The organism is Pantoea sp. GD03673, from assembly GCF_029844725.1.
Taxonomy (GTDB): Bacteria; Pseudomonadota; Gammaproteobacteria; order Enterobacterales; family Enterobacteriaceae; genus Pantoea.
Genome location: NZ_JAOCKJ010000018.1, coordinates 17,497 through 34,761, shown reverse-complemented (window position 1 = coordinate 34,761; position 17,265 = coordinate 17,497). Strand labels below are relative to the sequence as shown.

The window sequence follows — 17,265 nt, the reverse complement described above, 5'->3', positions numbered from 1 at the left end:
TTCATTTTTACATCCTGCTGAATTAATTATTATAAGAACAAAAATAATGCAGATTGAAAGCATCTTAATCATCATTATCGGTTAACTGTTCATTAACTTTATAGCAGGCGTAAGAAAGTGAATGTTTAGGTTGAATTGCAAAAAGGTCTAACCTGTCACCCAGTAATTAGCCCATGCTGATGTTATTAATTACCTCATAAGAGGTAGGAAAGATTGTTAATATCAATTTCTCTCTTAACGAGTTTTATACATGATTCATGTCCGCTTTGTGCCAAGGGCGGACGCTGATTCCGCACAATATTATGTGTTAAACACTGGGGATGTGGTCGTTTTCTATGTGATCTATGCGTTTTCTGAATGTCAGTTAAACGCAAACGCAAACGTAATGACTGGTAAGAGAGTTACTGACGTAGCGGTGAATCATCAACGCTGGCGGGTCATTCGCAGGAGGAGCTTTTACTGTTCCAAACCAGACTGGATTTGCCGGGCAGACGGAGCCACAAATGTAGGCAGGTATGCCCGCAAATGTACCTGCTATTGGTCTGTGGACATGACCTGTAGAAATGGCGAGTAATCTGGCCGGGGCGCGCCTAATCAACTCTTCCATCTCAGGTAGACCTCTGCACATCGTTTCGTCTAGCGTTGGTATGCCAGATGCAAATACGTGATGGTGCAGAAACAGCAATGACGGAGGGTTGTCTGCGTCGCTAAGTTGATTATCTAACCATCTCAGATGGTCAGCCACACTGCCGTAATCCTTATAATCAATCGTCGAATCCAGACCAATCAGATGAATGCCACCCATGTTATGGGTAAAGTGTAGGGCCTCTCCCTGGGCATCAAGCGCCCACCTGTTCTCATCCCAAACAGAACGCATCAGACTTCGGTCGTCTGAATTACCTGGCAGGATCAACGAAGGGTAATTTTGCTGATTCAGGCGGTCAGCTATCTGTTTATAACCTTCCTGCCAATGCCCATCCGTTAGATCGCCAGTAAGTACCAGTAAGTCCGGTTGCAAATGCGTAAGCCAATTTAGTACCCGGTCGAACCGAAACAGATGATCATTTTCGGTTGAGGCGTGAATGTCTGAAACCTGGGCTATCAGCATAAAGACCTAATACGATTATTGTGTGGGAACAAGACCGTTATTCATGGTCATGAATCCGGTTTCAAATTTCATTTTTTTCACCACTATGGCAACAATGGATAGGTTAATTAAGATCAGTTATTCAATTGTTACGGTGAGTCCGACTGGTAGAAAAGACGGTCGGAAATTCACAATTAATCGCTAAGTTCACTTCCGACTACTCAGAGCCAATGTTAGCAGGGATGAGTAAGGTCCGCTTTTCGCTCTAAGCAGACCTGCTACCGGTCTCGGTCCGCTTAGTGCCAGAAGCGGACGCTTCAGGTTTAAATATGGGCAGGTAAGCGTCTTTACTTATTAATCCGGTATACATACCCGGATACGGTGCCCGTCAGGATCAAGCGCAACGAACGTCCTGCCAAAAACAGCCTGTCTGGGCCGCTGTTCTATCTGCACACCGCTGTCTGACCACTGCTGATAAAGCGCTTCAACCGCCTGAATATCTTTAACCATAAAACTCAACTCAGTTCGGTTACCCTTACCGCAGGATACAAAGTCACTAGCCGTTGTTGACCATAGTCCAAGATTCAGGCCGTTATTGAAGGAAAAAGCCGCCCACGTTGGAAGCATCACGTCTGGTTCTGTATTGAATAGATTTTGATAAAATCTGCTGCTGACAATCGGGTCATCAACATAAAGAATGATCAGGTTAGGTATCATGAGTCTCTCGCTTCAAAAAGAATGAGGCTTCACTATTGCATGGAGCATTGACAGAACATGTCAGCATCGGGACCGACGCGTGCAGAGCGCCTACTCAATCTTATGCAGATTTTGTATCAGCATCGCTATCCGGTAAGCGGACACTGGCTTGCTCGGGAGCTTTCCGTCAGCCTTCGCACGCTTTACCGTGATGTTCACGCACTGCGTGCTCAGGGGGTAGACATTCAAGGGGAAGCCGGCACGGGATTTCTGCTTTCCCGGAGCCATCATTTGCCGCCTGTGATGTTTACCCCTGAGCAGCTTGACGCGCTGGCGCTCGGTTTGCGATGGGTAGCTGTATATGGTGATGCGGGTATAGCAAAAGCGGCTTCTGAGGTGACGGGTAAGATCCGGCAAGGTCTGCCCCCACAGCTAAAGACGATGTTTGATGACTCGACGTTATTAGTCGGAAAGACTCAGGTTGCCCATCACAATTTTGAAAATCTGAATGCTCTTCGAAGCGCCATCAGGCGAAGACAAAAAATCCGGACAGGTTATACAGACAGGCTAGGTAATGTGAGTGAAAGAACGATATGGCCTTTCGCTTTAGGTTACTTCTCCGGTGATATTGTCCTTGCTGCATGGTGTGAAAAACGTAATGCCTTCCGCCATTTCGACGTAACGCGATTTACATCTCTTCAGCTTATGCGGGAAGGATACCCTCATTCCCGACATCGCTTACTCCGCATGTGGCGCAGTGCGGGTCTGGATAACATAATCCCTGGGCGTAGCTGAACTGTATGCCAGTGTTCCAGAATATTCAGGCTTGCCAATATCTATTAGTTTGTCCGCTATTCGCTCATAGCGGACCTCAAAGCATCAATAATTTCTGTAGATTTTCCATTCCACATAAATGGCGACATGTCCGCCAGAATGATGGCCATCTTGGGTGAAATGGCACCAGGCCAGGAAATTTACTCGATAGATGAAAGCTTTCTGGATGTCAGCGGTATTTCTTCGTATATGCCACTGGAAGACTTTGGCCTGCAGATGCGGAATCGAGTGAAAAAAGGGGTCGTCTCAGAATTCGGAAAATAAAGCACGCTAAGGCGTAGTCACCCCGTGACTCCCCCGCGCCGATGCAGCGAGCTTCGTTCCGTCTTGCAGTGACGCAATCAGCGGGCAGGAAACGTTCCCTTTCCGCGCATGGCAGGCGCACACCAGTTCAGACAGCACGGCCTCCATGCGTGCCAAGTCGGCCATCTTCTCGCGCACATCCTTGAGCTTGTGCTCGGCCAGGCCGCTGGCTTCCTCGCAATGGGTGCCATCCTCCAGCCGCAGTAGCTCGGCGATTTCGTCCAGGCTAAAGCCCAGCCGCTGGGCCGATTTCACGAACCGCACTCGTGTTACATCCGCCTCGCCATAGCGGCGAATGCTGCCATAGGGCTTGTCTGGCTCCGGCAGCAGGCCCTTGCGCTGGTAGAACCGGATGGTCTCCACATTGACCCCGGCCGCCTTGGCAAAAACGCCAATGGTCAGATTCTCAAAATTAATTTGCATATCGCTTGACTCCGTACATAACTACGGAAGTAAGCTTAAGCTATCCAAACCAAATTTGAAAGGACAAGCGTATGTCTGAACCACAAAACGGGCGCGGCGCGCTCTTCGCCGGTGGGCAGGCCGCCATTCTTGCGTCGGCCTGCTGCCTGGGGCCGCTGGTTTTGATCGCCTTGGGGTTCAGCGGGGCATGGATCGGCAACCTGACGGTGCTGGAACCCTATCGCCCGATCTTCATCGGCGCAGCGCTGGTCGCGCTGTTTTTCGCCTGGCGGCGCATCTACCGCCCGGCGCAAGCCTGCAAACCGGGTGAGGTCTGCGCGATTCCCCAAGTGCGAGCTACTTACAAGCTCATTTTCTGGATCGTGGCCGCGCTGGTCCTGGTCTCGCTCGGATTTCCCTACGTCATGCCATTTTTCTATTAATCACAGGAGTTCATCATGAAAAAACTGTTTGCCGCCCTCGCCCTCGCTGCCGTTGTTGCCCCCGTGTGGGCCGCCACCCAGACCGTCACGCTGTCCGTGCCTGGCATGACCTGCGCCTCTTGCCCGATCACTGTCAAGCACGCGCTTTCCAAGGTTGAGGGCGTGAGCAAGACCGACGTAAGTTTCGACAAGCGCCAGGCCGTCGTCACCTTCGACGATGCCAAGACCAACGTCCAGAAGTTGACCAAGGCGACCGAGGACGCGGGCTATCCGTCCAGCCTCAAACGCTGATCCGTTAACCGAACTCGGGAGCGACACATGGGACTCATCACGCGCATCGCTGGCAAAACCGGCGCGCTCGGCAGCGTCGTTTCCGCGATGGGCTGCGCCGCCTGTTTTCCTGCCATCGCCAGCTTTGGCGCGGCCATCGGACTGGGCTTCTTGAGCCAGTACGAGGGGCTATTCATTGGCATCCTGCTGCCGATGTTCGCCGGCATCGCGTTACTCGCCAATGCTATCGCTTGGCTCAATCATCGACAGTGGCGACGCACGGCGCTCGGCACGATAGGCCCGATCTTGGTGCTGGCAGCGGTGTTTTTAATGCGGGCTTACGGCTGGCAGAGCGGTGGACTGCTCTATGTCGGCCTGGCCTTGATGGTTGGGGTGTCGGTCTGGGATTTCATCTCGCCAGCACATCGCCGCTGCGGGCCGGACAGCTGTGAATTGCCAGAACAACGTGGCTGACGGCAACAGCCGTAGCCACCACAGAAAAGGAAAAATACATGACCACCCTGAAAATCACCGGGATGACCTGCGACTCGTGCGCGGCTCACGTCAAGGAAGCCTTGGAGAAAGTGCCCGGCGTGCAATCGGCGCTGGTGTCCTATCCGAAGGGCACAGCGCAACTCGCCATTGAGGCGGGCACGTCATCGGATGCGCTGACTACCGCCGTGGCCGGACTGGGCTACGAGGCAACGCTTGCCGATGCGCCACCGACGGACAACCGCGCCGGCCTGCTCGACAAGATGCGCGGCTGGATAGGGGCCGCTGATAAGCCCAGTGGCAACGAACGCCCGTTGCAGGTCGTCGTCATTGGTAGCGGTGGAGCCGCGATGGCGGCAGCACTGAAGGCCGTCGAGCAAGGCGCGCAGGTCACGCTGATTGAGCGCGGCACCATCGGCGGCACCTGCGTCAACGTCGGTTGTGTGCCGTCCAAGATCATGATCCGCGCCGCCCACATCGCCCATCTGCGCCGGGAAAGCCCATTCGACGGCGGCATGCCACCCACACCGCCGACGATCTTGCGCGAGCGGCTGCTGGCCCAGCAGCAGGCCCGTGTCGAAGAACTCCGTCATGCCAAGTACGAAGGCATCCTGGACGGCAATTCAGCCATCACCGTTCTGCACGGTGAAGCGCGTTTCAAGGACGACCAGAGCCTTATCGTTAGTTTGAACGAGGGTGGCGAGCGCGTCGTGATGTTCGACCGCTGCCTGGTCGCCACGGGTGCCAGCCCGGCGGTCCCGCCGATTCCGGGCTTGAAAGAGTCACCCTACTGGACTTCCACCGAGGCCCTGGCGAGCGACACCATTCCCGAACGCCTTGCCGTAATCGGCTCGTCGGTGGTGGCGCTGGAGCTGGCGCAAGCCTTTGCCCGGCTGGGCAGCAAGGTCACGGCCCTGGCGCGCAATACCTTGTTCTTCCGTGAAGACCCGGCCATCGGCGAGGCGGTGACAGCCGCTTTCCGTGCCGAGGGCATCGAGGTGCTGGAGCACACGCAAGCCAGCCAGGTCGCCCATATGGACGGTGAATTCGTGCTGACCACCACGCACGGTGAATTGCGCGCCGACAAGCTGCTGGTCGCCACCGGCCGGACACCGAACACGCGCAGCCTGGCATTGGAAGCGGCGGGGGTAGCCGTCAATGCGCAGGGGGCCATCGTCATCGACAAGGGCATGCGCACCAGTAGCCCGAACATCTACGCGGCCGGCGACTGCACCGACCAGCCGCAGTTCGTCTATGTGGCGGCAGCGGCCGGCACTCGTGCGGCGATCAACATGACTGGCGGCGATGCGGCCCTGGACCTGACCGCAATGCCGGCCGTGGTGTTCACCGACCCGCAGGTCGCCACCGTGGGCTACAGCGAGGCGGAAGCACATCACGACGGGATCGAGACCGACAGTCGCCTGCTAACACTGGATAACGTGCCGCGTGCGCTTGCCAACTTCGACACACGCGGCTTCATCAAGCTGGTCATCGAGGAAGGTAGCGGACGGCTCATCGGCGTGCAAGCGGTGGCCCCGGAAGCGGGTGAACTGATCCAGACGGCGGTGCTCGCCATTCGCAACCGTATGACCGTGCAGGAACTGGCCGACCAATTGTTCCCCTACCTGACCATGGTCGAAGGGCTGAAGCTCGCGGCGCAGACCTTCAGCAAGGACGTGAAGCAGCTTTCGTGCTGCGCCGGATGAGGAAAAGGAGGTGTTCAATGAGCGCCTACACAGTGTCCCGGCTGGCCCTTGATGCCGGGGTGAGCGTGCATATCGTGCGCGACTACCTGCTGCGCGGATTGCTACGGCCGGTCGCGTACACCACGGGCGGCTACGGCTTGTTCGATGACACCGCGTTGCAACGGCTGCGCTTTGTACGGGCTGCCTTCGAAGCGGGTATCGGCCTGGACGCACTGGCGCGGCTGTGCCGGGCGCTGGATGCTGCGGACGGTGACGGTGCGTCTGCGCAGCTTGCCGTGTTGCGGCAACTCGTCGAGCGTCGGCGCGAGGCCCTGGCCAGCCTCGAAATGCAACTGGCCGCCATGCCAACCGAACCGGCACAGCACGCGGAGAGTCTGCCATGAACAGCCCAGAGCACTTGCCGTCTGAGACGCACAAACCGATCACCGGCTACTTGTGGGGCGCGCTGGCCGTGCTCACCTGTCCCTGCCATTTGCCGATTCTCGCCATTGTGCTAGCCGGCACGACGGCCGGCGCGTTCATCGGGGAGCACTGGGGTATTGCAGCCCTCACGCTGACCGGCTTGTTTGTCCTGTCTGTGACGCGGCTGCTGCGGGCCTTCAAGGGAAGATCATGACCGCTTCCCAGCCAGCCGAGAGTGGGCAGCTTTGAGCTTCGCTACCAATCTGGAGGAGTACCACCATGAACGCAAACGCCCCGAACACTGCCAGTTGCACCACCTGCTGCGTATGCTGCAAAGAAATTCCGCTCGATGCCGCCTTCACCCCGGAAGGCGCGGAATACGTCGAACATTTCTGCGGGCTGGATTGCTATGAACGCTTCCAGGCACGCGCCAAGGCCGCGACAGAATCTGACATTGCGCCTGTCCCTGGCGGTTCGCAGCCGTCAGATTGAGGCATACCCTAACTTGATGTCAGGCAGGGCCGCGCCGCTTCGTCAGAATAGAGTCTGCTTTCCCATTTTTTGACACATGCCCGCGAAGGTTATAGATTTCAGCCTGACAGAAATGGGCTTTGAGGCACAACGGAACAGAAAGTGCACTTAAGCCGCCTTCAACCAAGGAGACATCGTGCAGGGGCACCGCATCGGCTACGTCCGGGTCAGCAGCTTTGACCAGAACCCGGAACGCCAGCTGGAACAAACCCAGGTGAGCAAGGTGTTCACCGACAAGGCATCGGGCAAGGACACCCAGCGCCCCCAGCTCGAAGCGCTGCTGAGCTTCGTCCGCGAAGGCGATACAGTGGTGGTGCACAGCATGGATCGGCTGGCCCGCAACCTCGATGACCTGCGTCGCTTGGTACAGAAGCTGACTCAGCGCGGCGTGCGCATCGAGTTCCTGAAGGAGGGCCTGGTGTTCACTGGCGAGGACTCGCCGATGGCCAACCTGATGCTGTCGGTGATGGGGGCCTTCGCTGAGTTCGAGCGCGCCCTGATCCGCGAGCGGCAGCGTGAGGGCATCGCCTTGGCCAAGCAGCGTGGCGCGTACCGGGGCCGCAAGAAAGCCCTGTCCGATGAGCAGGCTGCTACCCTGCGGCAGCGAGCGACGGCCGGCGAGCCCAAGGCGCAGCTTGCCCGCGAGTTCAACATCAGCCGGGAAACCCTCTACCAGTACCTCCGCACGGACGACTGACACATGCCGCGTCGCTTGATCCTCTCGGCCACGGAGCGGGACACCCTGCTTGCGCTGCCGGAAAGCCAGGATGACCTGATCCGCTACTACACCTTCAACGACTCCGACCTGTCGCTGATCCGCCAGCGACGCGGCGACGCCAACCGCCTCGGCTTCGCCGTGCAGCTCTGCCTGCTGCGCTACCCCGGTTACGCGCTGGGAACCGACAGCGAGCTGCCCGAGCCGGTCATCCTGTGGGTGGCGAAGCAAGTCCAGGCCGAGCCGGCGAGCTGGGCAAAGTACGGCGAGCGCGACGTGACCCGTCGCGAGCATGCCCAGGAACTGCGCACCTACCTGCAACTGGCCCCGTTCGGCCTGTCCGACTTCCGCGCCCTGGTGCGCGAGCTAACCGAGCTGGCCCAGCAGACCGACAAAGGCTTGCTGCTGGCCGGTCAGGCCCTGGAGAGCCTACGGCAGAAACGACGCATCCTGCCGGCGCTGAGCGTGATTGACCGGGCCTGCTCGGAAGCCATTGCGCGAGCCAATCGGCGGGTCTACCGCGCCCTGGTCGAACCACTCACGGACTCGCATCGGGCCAAGCTGGACGAGCTGTTGAAGCTCAAGGCCGGCAGCAGCATCACCTGGTTGACCTGGCTGCGCCAGGCACCGCTGAAACCCAACTCTCGGCACATGCTGGAACACATCGAGCGGCTGAAGACATTTCAGTTGGTGGACTTGCCCGAAGGCCTGGGCCGGCACATCCACCAGAACCGCCTGCTCAAGCTGGCCCGCGAGGGTGGGCAGATGACGCCCAAAGACCTCGGTAAGTTCGAGCCGCAGCGCCGCTACGCGACCCTGGCCGCCGTGGTGCTGGAGAGCACCGCGACCGTGATCGATGAGCTGGTCGATCTGCATGACCGCATCCTGGTCAAGCTGTTCAGCGGCGCGAAGCACAAGCATCAGCAGCAGTTCCAGAAGCAGGGCAAGGCGATCAACGACAAGGTGCGCCTGTACTCCAGGATCGGCCAGGCGCTGCTGGAAGCGAAGGAAAGCGGCAGCGACCCCTATGCCGCCATCGAGGCGGTGATTCCCTGGGACGAGTTCACCGAGAGCGTCAGCGAGGCCGAGCTGCTGGCCCGGCCGGAAGGCTTCGACCACCTGCACCTGGTCGGCGAGAACTTCGCCACCCTGCGCCGTTACACGCCGGCCTTGCTGGAGGTGCTGGAACTGCGCGCCGCGCCGGCCGCGCAAGGCGTGCTGGCAGCCGTGCAGACCCTGCGTGAGATGAACGCCGACAACCTGCGCAAGGTGCCGGCCGATGCACCCACGGCCTTCATCAAGCCGCGCTGGAAGCCGCTGGTGATCACCCCGGAAGGCCTCGACCGGAAATTCTACGAAATCTGCGCCCTGTCCGAGCTGAAGAACGCCCTGCGCTCCGGCGACATCTGGGTCAAGGGCTCGCGGCAGTTCCGCGACTTCGACGACTACCTGCTGCCGGCCGAGAAGTTCGCCGCACTCAAGCGCGAGCAGGCCCTGCCCCTGGCGATCAACCCGAACAGCGACCAGTACCTGGAAGAGCGTTTGCAGCTGCTGGACGAGCAGTTGGCCACCGTCACCCGCCTGGCCAAGGACAACGAGCTGCCCGATGCCATCCTCACCGAGTCAGGGCTGAAAATCACCCCGCTGGATGCGGCGGTGCCGGATCGGGCGCAGGCGCTGATCGACCAAACCAGCCAGTTACTGCCGCGCATCAAGATCACCGAACTGCTGATGGACGTGGACGACTGGACGGGCTTCAGCCGCCACTTCACCCACTTGAAGGACGGGGCCGAGGCCAAAGACAGGACGTTGCTGCTGTCCGCAATCCTCGGTGATGCGATCAACCTCGGGCTGACCAAGATGGCCGAGTCGAGCCCCGGCCTGACCTACGCCAAGCTGTCCTGGCTGCAAGCCTGGCACATCCGCGACGAAACCTATTCGGCGGCCTTGGCCGAGCTGGTCAACCACCAGTATCGCCACGCCTTTGCCGCCCACTGGGGCGACGGCACGACCTCATCCTCCGATGGCCAGCGCTTCCGCGCGGGTGGCCGGGGCGAGAGCACCGGGCACGTCAACCCGAAGTACGGTAGCGAGCCGGGACGGCTGTTCTATACCCATATCTCCGACCAGTACGCGCCGTTCAGCACCCGCGTGGTGAATGTCGGCGTCCGCGATTCCACCTATGTGCTCGACGGCCTGCTGTACCACGAGTCCGACCTGCGGATCGAGGAGCACTACACCGACACGGCCGGCTTCACCGATCACGTCTTTGCCCTGATGCACCTGCTAGGCTTCCGCTTCGCGCCGCGCATCCGCGACCTCGGCGAAACCAAGCTGTACGTGCCGCAGGGCGTGCAAGCCTACCCGACGTTGCGCCCGCTGATCGGCGGCACCCTGAACATCAAGCACGTGCGTGCCCACTGGGACGACATCCTGCGCCTGGCCAGCTCGATCAAGCAGGGCACCGTCACCGCCTCGCTGATGCTGCGCAAGCTCGGCAGCTACCCGCGCCAGAACGGACTGGCCGTGGCCCTGCGCGAGCTGGGCCGGATCGAGCGCACGCTGTTCATCCTGGACTGGCTGCAAAGTGTTGAACTGCGCCGCCGCGTGCATGCCGGCCTGAACAAAGGTGAGGCGCGCAACTCGCTGGCCAGGGCGGTGTTCTTCAACCGCCTTGGGGAAATCAGGGATCGGAGCTTCGAGCAGCAGCGCTACCGGGCCAGCGGCCTCAACCTGGTGACGGCGGCTATCGTGCTGTGGAACACGGTGTACCTGGAACGCGCCACCCAGGGGTTGGTCGAGGCCGGCAAGCCGGTGGACGGCGAGCTGCTGCAATTCCTGTCGCCGCTGGGCTGGGAGCACATCAACCTAACCGGCGATCATGTACAGAACCTTAAGCGGCAAGCGAATTAATAATACCGTCTAACGTGTTGTTTTGCTTGGATTTTCTCTGCCTACTCTTTTTGCCGTTTTTGGATAAATACACCATTGCCCACTCCAACTTCTCTGTTATTTCCTGCCACGCACCATGGATGATGCTCGCCAATATCGGCATTAACCAAAGCGCGCTGTTTTTGGCAATCTTCAGCATCGATAACTCCGCGCTGCCAATCAGCGTCAGCGCCAGCCGACGTTTGACCAGCAAGGCCAGCAAACTAGCCCAGATCAAGCCTTCCGCTATCGCTTTTTGTCGTGTCGCGAACGCCTTCAACCGGTTATGTGATTTCAGCTCTTTGAACAACAGTTCGATCTGCCAACGGCAACGATACAATGCCATCACCTTCTCGGCTGGCCATCGCTCACGCGGAAGATTGGTCATCCATATACAGAACCGTTTTTCCTCTGCAAACCAACGTCTTATGAGTCGATATTTATACTTTCCCGAACTCACATCCAGATCCAGAACCTCGGCTCTGCAGCTTCTCCGATCGATATCCTTGAGCTTTTTTCCGAGTAACTTGGGCATTTCCCTGCCGTCCTGTCGGTAAGCTGCCTGTACTTTGGGATTGAGATTTTGACTCCCTCTGACCAGATAGCTTCCTTTGGCTTTGGTCACATCAGCAAAGTACTCGCGGCTGATGTAACCGGCATCCGCCAATAACAGTTTGTTATTTAACGAATTTTCGGCCGGAAGATGCTTGCGCTCCGATTCGGTATCCGCCGTGATACTCATCGATATCGGCGACTGGTCCAGCAAGGACATGGTCATATGACACTCTACCGCAGCGGGGCTGTGCTTATTGAATCGGCCCGGGAAATGTTCTGCCAATTGCGGATGTAACGCGAATGACGACCCGTCCTGCAGCAGTACCTGCTCAAAGCCTGCCAGTCCGTGGGCGTCCGGTAGACACTCCTTGAGGCGTAAGGCGATGGCTCGTTCAACCAGTGCGCGCATGAACAAGGGAAAACCCTGCTTGCGTAACTGGTTGTGAAAGGGTTTATACGCTATTTGGTCAGTATCATGGAGCTGCAACGCATTGAAATGGCGATGCAAACCAGCAATACCATCCACCTTGTCGCAACCAAGCCCTGAGAGCAGAGCCGGGAGTAGTCTCGCAGGCTGGATATCCCGGAGTCGCTGACAAAAACCGGTAAATTTACCGATCCGGTTGAGTTCAGAAGAGCTAAGAAGTTGCTTGAGGTACTGGGTTGCATTTATAATAGTCATGGCTTCGGGCGTGTCGGTTTTTTTTTGCGATTAAATCAGATCACAAACGAAGCCTTTTTTCTATCTATTTCAATTGGTTGTAGCTAAAGATCCTGTACATGACAGGTCACTGCAGCGGCCAAACTGTTGCCACATCTCAGTTCAGGAGGAAACGCAATGACTCAGGAAAGGATCCAGACCCGCTACCCACTCGGCGGCCCCTTCGCCACCCAGGCTGAGCTGGAGCAGGCCATCACCCAGGCCATAACGACCCACAGACAAGATTTCTTCCCTCTGCTGGAACGGCTGGTGGACGTGGGGGACACCCGGGTCAACCTCAGTCAGGAGAACCCGCTGCGGGTGCTCAGCATCGAACTCGCTGACGGCCGTGAAGGAGTGGCCCATATCAACTACGAGTCCAACTTCGCCGAGAGCTGCCTGATTATCAACGAATACGACCAGCACCAGACCAGCCTGGCCTTTCGCCTCGACGGGGATGCACTTATCTTCGACGTCGAACTGCCGATCGCGTGGAATTTCAATAACTGAAGATTCAGCGGTGTAATGCCGCCTGGTTGCTACACCCGGTCAGCCAGCTCCCCTCACCCTAACCCTCTCCCAAAGGGAGAGGGGATCAGCCCGTGCCAACCTCCAGCCGTGGTAGTCACTCCATACTCTGCTGTTATTTCAGGCGCCTGTAATCTTCCCCATATGGCTGTCATCTGAATAGCAATATCCAGCATATAGCCACCATAACCCTCACTCATGTACAGGATCTTTAGCGGCAACCAATTGAAATAGATATAAAAAAGGCTTCGTTTGTGATCTGATTTTATCGCCAAACAAAATCAACACGCGCGAAGCCTATGACTATTATCAACGCTAATTACTATCTGGAGCAACTCTTGGCTCCCGCCGCACTCGAGCGCATTGCTCGGCTCTGCAAGTTTTGTCTGCGTCAGCGTGCCATTACCCCAGCCATGCTCGTACCTGCACTGCTGCGGGCCATGGGAGGCGACCAGGTCAATGACATTGCCGGTTTACACCGCCATTTCAATGCCTTGCAACTGGTAAACACCCATCAGGTTTCTTACAAACCGTTTCACAATCAGCTGCGCAAAGAGAGCTTTGCCCTGTTTATGAAAGCCCTGGTCGAGCGGGCCATCGCCTTGCGTATCGACCATCAACTCAAAGCAGCCTCCCTCGGCGCGTTCAAGCAGGTGTTACTGCACGATGGCACCTCCTTTGCGGTGCATCGGCGCCTTGCTGCTGATTTTCCCGGCCGGTTCAAGACCATCAGTCCGGCAGCTATCGAGTGCCATATGACCATGTCACTGTCGGAGCAGAGCCCGTTGTGCATGAGTGTGTCTGCCGATACCGCAGGGGAACGGCAATTTCTGCCTGAAGCCCACACGCTGACCAACTGCCTGCTGCTGGCTGACGCAGGTTACATTGACAGGGCTTGGTTTGAGCAGGTGAACGACGCTGGCGGATTTTATCTGGTGCGCGGCACGAAAAGCCTGAACCCCAAGATAATCCAAGCCTGGCGCGGTGATGGACGGGAAGTACCCAAGCTGGCGGGACTATCTCTGAGAGAGGCCGGACGGCGACGCTGTCGGGCCGAGGTACTGGATATGGTGGTGAAGTCCGGCCAGGTCGAGTACCGGTTGATCCGGCGCTGGTTTGCTGAGGAAAAGCGGTTCTGTCTGTGGATGACGAACCTACCGCGAGCAGCATGGTCAGCAGAGCAGGTGATGAGCCTGTATCGCTGCCGTTGGCAGGTGGAGTTGTTATTTAAAGAGTGGAAATCGCACAACCGGCTCAAGGGGTTTGTGACGGGCGAGAAAGCGATTGCCGAGGGGTTGGTGTGGACGAGCCTGCTGTCGCTGGTGATGAAGAGACGGGTCGCGCAGAGTGTGATGAGTGGGGCGCTATCGATGCTGAAAGCGTCGAAGAACAGTGCGACGTGGTGGCTACCGCTATTGGAAGCAGTGGCCCATAGGGCGCTGACAGAAATAAGGGAAAGATTGGAATGGGCTGCCGATTATTTGGCCAAGAACGCCTGCCGAACCAAGCAGAGAAAGTCGATACAGAACAGGACCTTGGAAGGCGTTTTAAATGGACTCGCCGCTTAAGGTCCTGTACATGAACCGGCGATTACGTCTGGCGGCAGAGCCGCAGACTGGAAGACGGGAAGTTTCGGCCCTTACGGATGCCCGGAAAACCTTAGCGTACGATTTTTTCCGAATTCTGCGGGCTCCCCTATTAGCGTAGAGAAAAGTGTTGGACCATTTTGAGTCGTGGTTATGCGTGAAGACTATAGCGTCAGTCCAGTATGATTTCCCAATACCCTGTAGCTATAGTTTCGATAGCTTCGAATCGGCATTGCAGGCGTATCCCCGTCAGCGGATTTCGAGCGGACGCCGTCGCTTGCCAACGTTGGTGTGAGACCGGCGGGCGAGATCGCCCCTGCCAACGCGACCGCTGAGAGGTCGACTCCTCAACCGCTTGGGCGCTTATCGCCTCCATCCGGATGCTCACCCGCCGAACAGCAATAAACCGCTATTTTCGATAAACTTCTGAATCCGGCTCCGAGGTATGGAAACTATGTCGTACCGCTATTGGATATGTTGCGCGCATACCTTCATAGTCTGACACGCGAAATCTTTAAATCCTGAGTATATTTCGGAAGAAATTTCGATCTGATCGATAAGACTTCAGGATACAGCAAGCTGGAGACACCGATGAAAGCCGTTGGTTACAAGGTTCCGGGACCCATCGCCGAGGACGCCTCTCTGGTCGACATTGATCTGCCTCGGCCTGTCGCTGAAGGAGGCGATATCCTGGTTGAGGTGAAGGCTGTCTCGGTCAACCCGGTCGACTACAAAATCCGCAGCAGCACGCCGCCCGCTGATGGCGATTGGAAAGTGCTGGGATGGGATGCGGCCGGGATCGTGCAAGAGGTCGGCCCCGACGTGACGCAGTTCGCGGTAGGCGACGAGGTCTATTATGCCGGATCGCTCATAAGGCCTGGCACCAATGCGGAGTTCCATCTCGTCGACGCCCGGATCGTCGGTCGTAAACCCGCGTCGCTCGACTGGGCGGAAGCGGCGGCGCTGCCACTCACGACGTTGACGGCCTGGGAAGCCATGTTCGATCGCCTGGACGTGACGAAGCCCGTTCCCGGGGCGGCGGCGATCCTCATCATCGGTGGTGCGGGTGGGGTCGGGTCGATCGCCATCCAGATCGCTCGACAGCGCACGGATCTCATCGTCATCTCCACCGCCTCTCGGCCGGAAACCCAGGAGTGGGTTAAAGGGCTTGGGGCTCATCATGTCATCGACCACTCTCGGCCGCTCGCGCCACAGATTGCCGAGCTCAACATCGGCGCTCCCGCTTTCGTGTTCTCGACCACGCATACCGAGCAGCATGCATCCGACATCGCCGAACTGATCGCCCCGCAAGGACGGTTCGGATTCATCGACGATCCCAAGGCGCTCGACGTCATGCTGTTCAAGCGCAAGGCAGTGTCGATCCACCACGAGCTGATGTTCACACGGTCGCTCTACGGCACGCCCGACATGGATGAGCAGGGCAAGATCCTCAATTCGCTGGCGGTGCTGGTGGACGACGGCAAAATTCGCACGACGCTAACCGAAAAATTGTCGCCAATTAATGCCGCCAATCTGAAGACGGTGCACGCACTGATCGAAAGTGGCGCGGCAAGAGGCAAGATTGTCCTCGAAGGCTTCTGATGACTGCCACCGCCGAACGTCTTTTCTAACCTCAAGAACGCCGGACGGATTACGCCACGGCGAAGGAAATTTCATGACGAAATCCATTGCCACCGCCTCGATCAACCGCGAAACCGCCGTCGCCCTCATCGACGCGGCGATCGCCGCGGCACGTACAATCGGCATCCCGGCTGCGGTCGCCGTCGTCGACGCCACCGGTAACCTGCGCGCGTTCGAGCGCACTGATGACGCGCCGTTTCTCACCGTCGATGTTGCCATCGACAAGGCTTGGAGTTCCGCCTCGTTTGGGTACCCCACCCATGTCTGGAACGACTATGTTTCGAACGATCCAAAAGTGGCGCCGCTGGCCTATCGCCCCCGGATGGTCGCTGTCGGCGGAGGCTATCCGATCCTGGAAGACGGGAAGTTGATCGGCGGGATCGGCATCTCCGGAGGCAACTATCAGCAGGATCAGGATGCGTGCGTCGAGGCACTCACGAAAATCGGGTTCGAGCTGCCAGCCTGACGACTTTAAGGCCATCGCCAGCGGCGGTGGCCTGCAGATGCGACCTTATGAAAGACTTTAAGATGGAAGCGTTCGTCGTCTTCACCCGCGAAGAAACCACCGATCCGGAAGAACTCGCAACCTATTCTGCAGGCGTCGGCCCATCGTTCGATGGCCACGACGTAACCTTTCTCGCCGCTTATGGCGCGATGGAGCATTTGGAGGGGCCGCCCGTCGAAGGGGCCGTAATTTTGCGGTTCCCGACGATGCAGGCCGCCCGTGATTGGTATCATAGCCCCGCCTACCAAACCATCGCTGCGCACCGTTTTGCCGGTTCCCGCTATCGCGCCTTTGTCATTGAGGGGCGGCGGTGACACACCGACGGAAGAACGGCGGGGCTGGCCACGAGGTATCGGTCGGCGAACTCGCATCCTACAACCTGTAGGGGATCAAGGCGGTGAGGTTCGCGTGCCATCGCCACACGCGACCACTCATCGGACTTCTGCATCGGAATTGGAGGATCAGATGAGCGTCGACGAACGACAAGCCCCCGAGCTGCGGGTGCAGAGATGGATTGGCGCGGATGGAGAAAGCATCGCGCCGCTCAAGCTGTCGGATCTCGGCACCGGCCCGAAAGTCCTCTTCGCCTTCCAGCACTGGTGCCGTGGCTGCCATTTGCATGGATTTCCGACGCTACAAAGGTTGCATGGTGCATTGAGCGCCAAGGGCGTGGGCTTCGCGGTGATCCAGACCGTCTTCGAAGGAGCGGATGAGAACACCTTCGAGAAGCTGCGCGTGAACCAGCTCAAGTATGCGCTTCCTGTCGCGTTCGGTCAGGACGAGCCACCTGCCGGCGCGACGCTTCCCACCTTCATGGAGGACTACCGCACGCGGGGAACGCCCTGGTTCTCCGTGATGGACGCTGGCGGCCGCATCGTATTCTCGGACTTCCATCTCGACGCCGATCAGCTCGTGAAGGGACTGGAGCTGGTGTAACC

At 58.1% G+C, this 17,265-nt stretch carries 20 protein-coding genes and 1 pseudogene; 17 read left to right on the top strand and 4 right to left on the bottom strand.

Annotated features, from left to right (window positions below; genetic code table 11):
- Positions 1–364 precede the first annotated feature (364 nt).
- Positions 365–1,108 carry a metallophosphoesterase gene (locus tag N5J69_RS21300; protein ID WP_084227965.1) on the bottom strand — a complete coding sequence of 248 codons (744 nt, stop codon included), beginning with the start codon at positions 1,106–1,108 and terminating at the stop codon, positions 365–367.
- 333 nt (positions 1,109–1,441) lie between these two features.
- Positions 1,442–1,804 (bottom strand): VOC family protein, encoded by a 363-nt coding sequence (locus N5J69_RS21295; protein WP_069729943.1) that lies wholly within the window; start codon positions 1,802–1,804, stop codon positions 1,442–1,444.
- 57 nt (positions 1,805–1,861) lie between these two features.
- Here N5J69_RS21295 and N5J69_RS21290 point away from each other — a divergent pair, with 57 nt between their 5' ends.
- Complete coding sequence (locus tag N5J69_RS21290; RefSeq protein ID WP_069729942.1) at positions 1,862–2,578, top strand: YafY family protein; 717 nt, start codon at positions 1,862–1,864, stop codon at positions 2,576–2,578.
- A 66-nt stretch (positions 2,579–2,644) separates the two neighbouring features.
- Positions 2,645–2,881 (top strand): hypothetical protein, encoded by a 237-nt coding sequence (locus N5J69_RS21285; RefSeq protein WP_325981971.1) that lies wholly within the window; start codon positions 2,645–2,647, stop codon positions 2,879–2,881.
- Positions 2,882–2,887: 6 nt separating this feature from the next.
- Here the strand turns inward: N5J69_RS21285 and merR are convergent, their stop codons facing one another.
- Positions 2,888–3,343 (bottom strand): Hg(II)-responsive transcriptional regulator, encoded by a 456-nt coding sequence (gene merR, locus N5J69_RS21280; protein ID WP_001166628.1) that lies wholly within the window; start codon positions 3,341–3,343, stop codon positions 2,888–2,890.
- A 71-nt stretch (positions 3,344–3,414) separates the two neighbouring features.
- Between merR and merT the strand changes: the two genes are divergently transcribed.
- The 9 genes and pseudogenes from merT to N5J69_RS21235 all read left to right on the top strand — a co-directional run.
- Positions 3,415–3,765 (top strand): mercuric ion transporter MerT, encoded by a 351-nt coding sequence (merT, locus tag N5J69_RS21275; RefSeq protein WP_069729941.1) that lies wholly within the window; start codon positions 3,415–3,417, stop codon positions 3,763–3,765.
- Between the two features lie 15 nt (positions 3,766–3,780).
- Positions 3,781–4,056, top strand: coding sequence for a mercury resistance system periplasmic binding protein MerP (gene merP / locus N5J69_RS21270; protein ID WP_000732275.1), 276 nt, complete (start codon positions 3,781–3,783; stop codon positions 4,054–4,056).
- Between the two features lie 27 nt (positions 4,057–4,083).
- Positions 4,084–4,509 (top strand): organomercurial transporter MerC, encoded by a 426-nt coding sequence (merC, locus tag N5J69_RS21265; RefSeq protein ID WP_000522996.1) that lies wholly within the window; start codon positions 4,084–4,086, stop codon positions 4,507–4,509.
- 38 nt (positions 4,510–4,547) lie between these two features.
- Entirely contained in the window at positions 4,548–6,233 is a 1,686-nt protein-coding gene (merA, locus tag N5J69_RS21260; protein ID WP_000209296.1) for a mercury(II) reductase, read from the top strand.
- Between the two features lie 17 nt (positions 6,234–6,250).
- Positions 6,251–6,616: a mercury resistance co-regulator MerD gene (merD, locus tag N5J69_RS21255; RefSeq protein WP_001277466.1), complete on the top strand. Its 366-nt coding sequence runs from the start codon at positions 6,251–6,253 to the stop codon at positions 6,614–6,616.
- Positions 6,613–6,849, top strand: a complete 237-nt coding sequence (gene merE / locus N5J69_RS21250) for a broad-spectrum mercury transporter MerE (RefSeq protein WP_001087807.1) — start codon at positions 6,613–6,615, stop codon at positions 6,847–6,849. Before merD ends, merE begins: the two co-directional genes overlap by 4 nt.
- Before the next feature lie 65 nt (positions 6,850–6,914).
- Entirely contained in the window at positions 6,915–7,127 is a 213-nt protein-coding gene (locus N5J69_RS21245) for a DUF3330 domain-containing protein (protein WP_000993245.1), read from the top strand.
- A gap of 175 nt (positions 7,128–7,302) precedes the next feature.
- Positions 7,303–7,863, top strand: coding sequence for a recombinase family protein (locus N5J69_RS21240; RefSeq protein ID WP_001161490.1), 561 nt, complete (start codon positions 7,303–7,305; stop codon positions 7,861–7,863).
- Positions 7,864–7,866: 3 nt separating this feature from the next.
- Positions 7,867–10,767, top strand: a pseudogene (locus N5J69_RS21235) (Tn3-like element TnAs1 family transposase); the annotation flags it as partial.
- Between the two features lie 7 nt (positions 10,768–10,774).
- On the opposite strand, the gene N5J69_RS21230 reads toward N5J69_RS21235, so the two are convergent.
- Complete coding sequence (locus N5J69_RS21230) at positions 10,775–12,049, bottom strand: IS4-like element ISApu2 family transposase (RefSeq protein WP_045892401.1); 1,275 nt, start codon at positions 12,047–12,049, stop codon at positions 10,775–10,777.
- A 156-nt stretch (positions 12,050–12,205) separates the two neighbouring features.
- Here N5J69_RS21230 and N5J69_RS21225 point away from each other — a divergent pair, with 156 nt between their 5' ends.
- The 6 genes from N5J69_RS21225 to N5J69_RS21200 all read left to right on the top strand — a co-directional run bounded on the left by N5J69_RS21225 (position 12,206) and on the right by N5J69_RS21200 (position 17,263).
- Positions 12,206–12,577, top strand: a complete 372-nt coding sequence (locus N5J69_RS21225) for a hypothetical protein (protein ID WP_004099020.1) — start codon at positions 12,206–12,208, stop codon at positions 12,575–12,577.
- A 317-nt stretch (positions 12,578–12,894) separates the two neighbouring features.
- On the top strand, positions 12,895–14,163 hold the full coding sequence (locus tag N5J69_RS21220; RefSeq protein WP_011191342.1) for an IS4-like element ISApu1 family transposase: 1,269 nt from the start codon (positions 12,895–12,897) through the stop codon (positions 14,161–14,163).
- A 609-nt stretch (positions 14,164–14,772) separates the two neighbouring features.
- Positions 14,773–15,783 carry a zinc-binding alcohol dehydrogenase family protein gene (locus N5J69_RS21215; RefSeq protein WP_011191343.1) on the top strand — a complete coding sequence of 337 codons (1,011 nt, stop codon included), beginning with the start codon at positions 14,773–14,775 and terminating at the stop codon, positions 15,781–15,783.
- 73 nt (positions 15,784–15,856) lie between these two features.
- Positions 15,857–16,288: a heme-binding protein gene (locus N5J69_RS21210; protein ID WP_004357630.1), complete on the top strand. Its 432-nt coding sequence runs from the start codon at positions 15,857–15,859 to the stop codon at positions 16,286–16,288.
- A 62-nt stretch (positions 16,289–16,350) separates the two neighbouring features.
- Positions 16,351–16,641, top strand: a complete 291-nt coding sequence (locus tag N5J69_RS21205; RefSeq protein ID WP_011191344.1) for a DUF1330 domain-containing protein — start codon at positions 16,351–16,353, stop codon at positions 16,639–16,641.
- Positions 16,642–16,792: 151 nt separating this feature from the next.
- Entirely contained in the window at positions 16,793–17,263 is a 471-nt protein-coding gene (locus tag N5J69_RS21200; RefSeq protein WP_011191345.1) for a hypothetical protein, read from the top strand.
- Positions 17,264–17,265 lie beyond the last annotated feature (2 nt).

What these genes read in the sequence shown, in the direction of transcription:
- merA (WP_000209296.1), top strand. Translation starts at nt 4,548, where the DNA reads ATGACCACCCTGAAAATCACCGGGATGACCTGCGACTCGTGCGCGGCT.
- N5J69_RS21225 (WP_004099020.1), top strand. Translation starts at nt 12,206, where the DNA reads ATGACTCAGGAAAGGATCCAGACCCGCTACCCACTCGGCGGCCCCTTC.
- N5J69_RS21230 (WP_045892401.1), bottom strand. Translation starts at nt 12,049, where the DNA reads ATGACTATTATAAATGCAACCCAGTACCTCAAGCAACTTCTTAGCTCT.
- N5J69_RS21245 (WP_000993245.1), top strand. Translation starts at nt 6,915, where the DNA reads ATGAACGCAAACGCCCCGAACACTGCCAGTTGCACCACCTGCTGCGTA.
- merR (WP_001166628.1), bottom strand. Translation starts at nt 3,343, where the DNA reads ATGCAAATTAATTTTGAGAATCTGACCATTGGCGTTTTTGCCAAGGCG.
- N5J69_RS21300 (WP_084227965.1), bottom strand. Translation starts at nt 1,108, where the DNA reads ATGCTGATAGCCCAGGTTTCAGACATTCACGCCTCAACCGAAAATGAT.
- N5J69_RS21200 (WP_011191345.1), top strand. Translation starts at nt 16,793, where the DNA reads ATGAGCGTCGACGAACGACAAGCCCCCGAGCTGCGGGTGCAGAGATGG.
- merC (WP_000522996.1), top strand. Translation starts at nt 4,084, where the DNA reads ATGGGACTCATCACGCGCATCGCTGGCAAAACCGGCGCGCTCGGCAGC.
- N5J69_RS21210 (WP_004357630.1), top strand. Translation starts at nt 15,857, where the DNA reads ATGACGAAATCCATTGCCACCGCCTCGATCAACCGCGAAACCGCCGTC.
- merE (WP_001087807.1), top strand. Translation starts at nt 6,613, where the DNA reads ATGAACAGCCCAGAGCACTTGCCGTCTGAGACGCACAAACCGATCACC.
- N5J69_RS21220 (WP_011191342.1), top strand. Translation starts at nt 12,895, where the DNA reads ATGACTATTATCAACGCTAATTACTATCTGGAGCAACTCTTGGCTCCC.
- merD (WP_001277466.1), top strand. Translation starts at nt 6,251, where the DNA reads ATGAGCGCCTACACAGTGTCCCGGCTGGCCCTTGATGCCGGGGTGAGC.
- N5J69_RS21205 (WP_011191344.1), top strand. Translation starts at nt 16,351, where the DNA reads ATGGAAGCGTTCGTCGTCTTCACCCGCGAAGAAACCACCGATCCGGAA.
- merP (WP_000732275.1), top strand. Translation starts at nt 3,781, where the DNA reads ATGAAAAAACTGTTTGCCGCCCTCGCCCTCGCTGCCGTTGTTGCCCCC.
- N5J69_RS21295 (WP_069729943.1), bottom strand. Translation starts at nt 1,804, where the DNA reads ATGATACCTAACCTGATCATTCTTTATGTTGATGACCCGATTGTCAGC.
- N5J69_RS21290 (WP_069729942.1), top strand. Translation starts at nt 1,862, where the DNA reads ATGTCAGCATCGGGACCGACGCGTGCAGAGCGCCTACTCAATCTTATG.
- N5J69_RS21215 (WP_011191343.1), top strand. Translation starts at nt 14,773, where the DNA reads ATGAAAGCCGTTGGTTACAAGGTTCCGGGACCCATCGCCGAGGACGCC.
- merT (WP_069729941.1), top strand. Translation starts at nt 3,415, where the DNA reads ATGTCTGAACCACAAAACGGGCGCGGCGCGCTCTTCGCCGGTGGGCAG.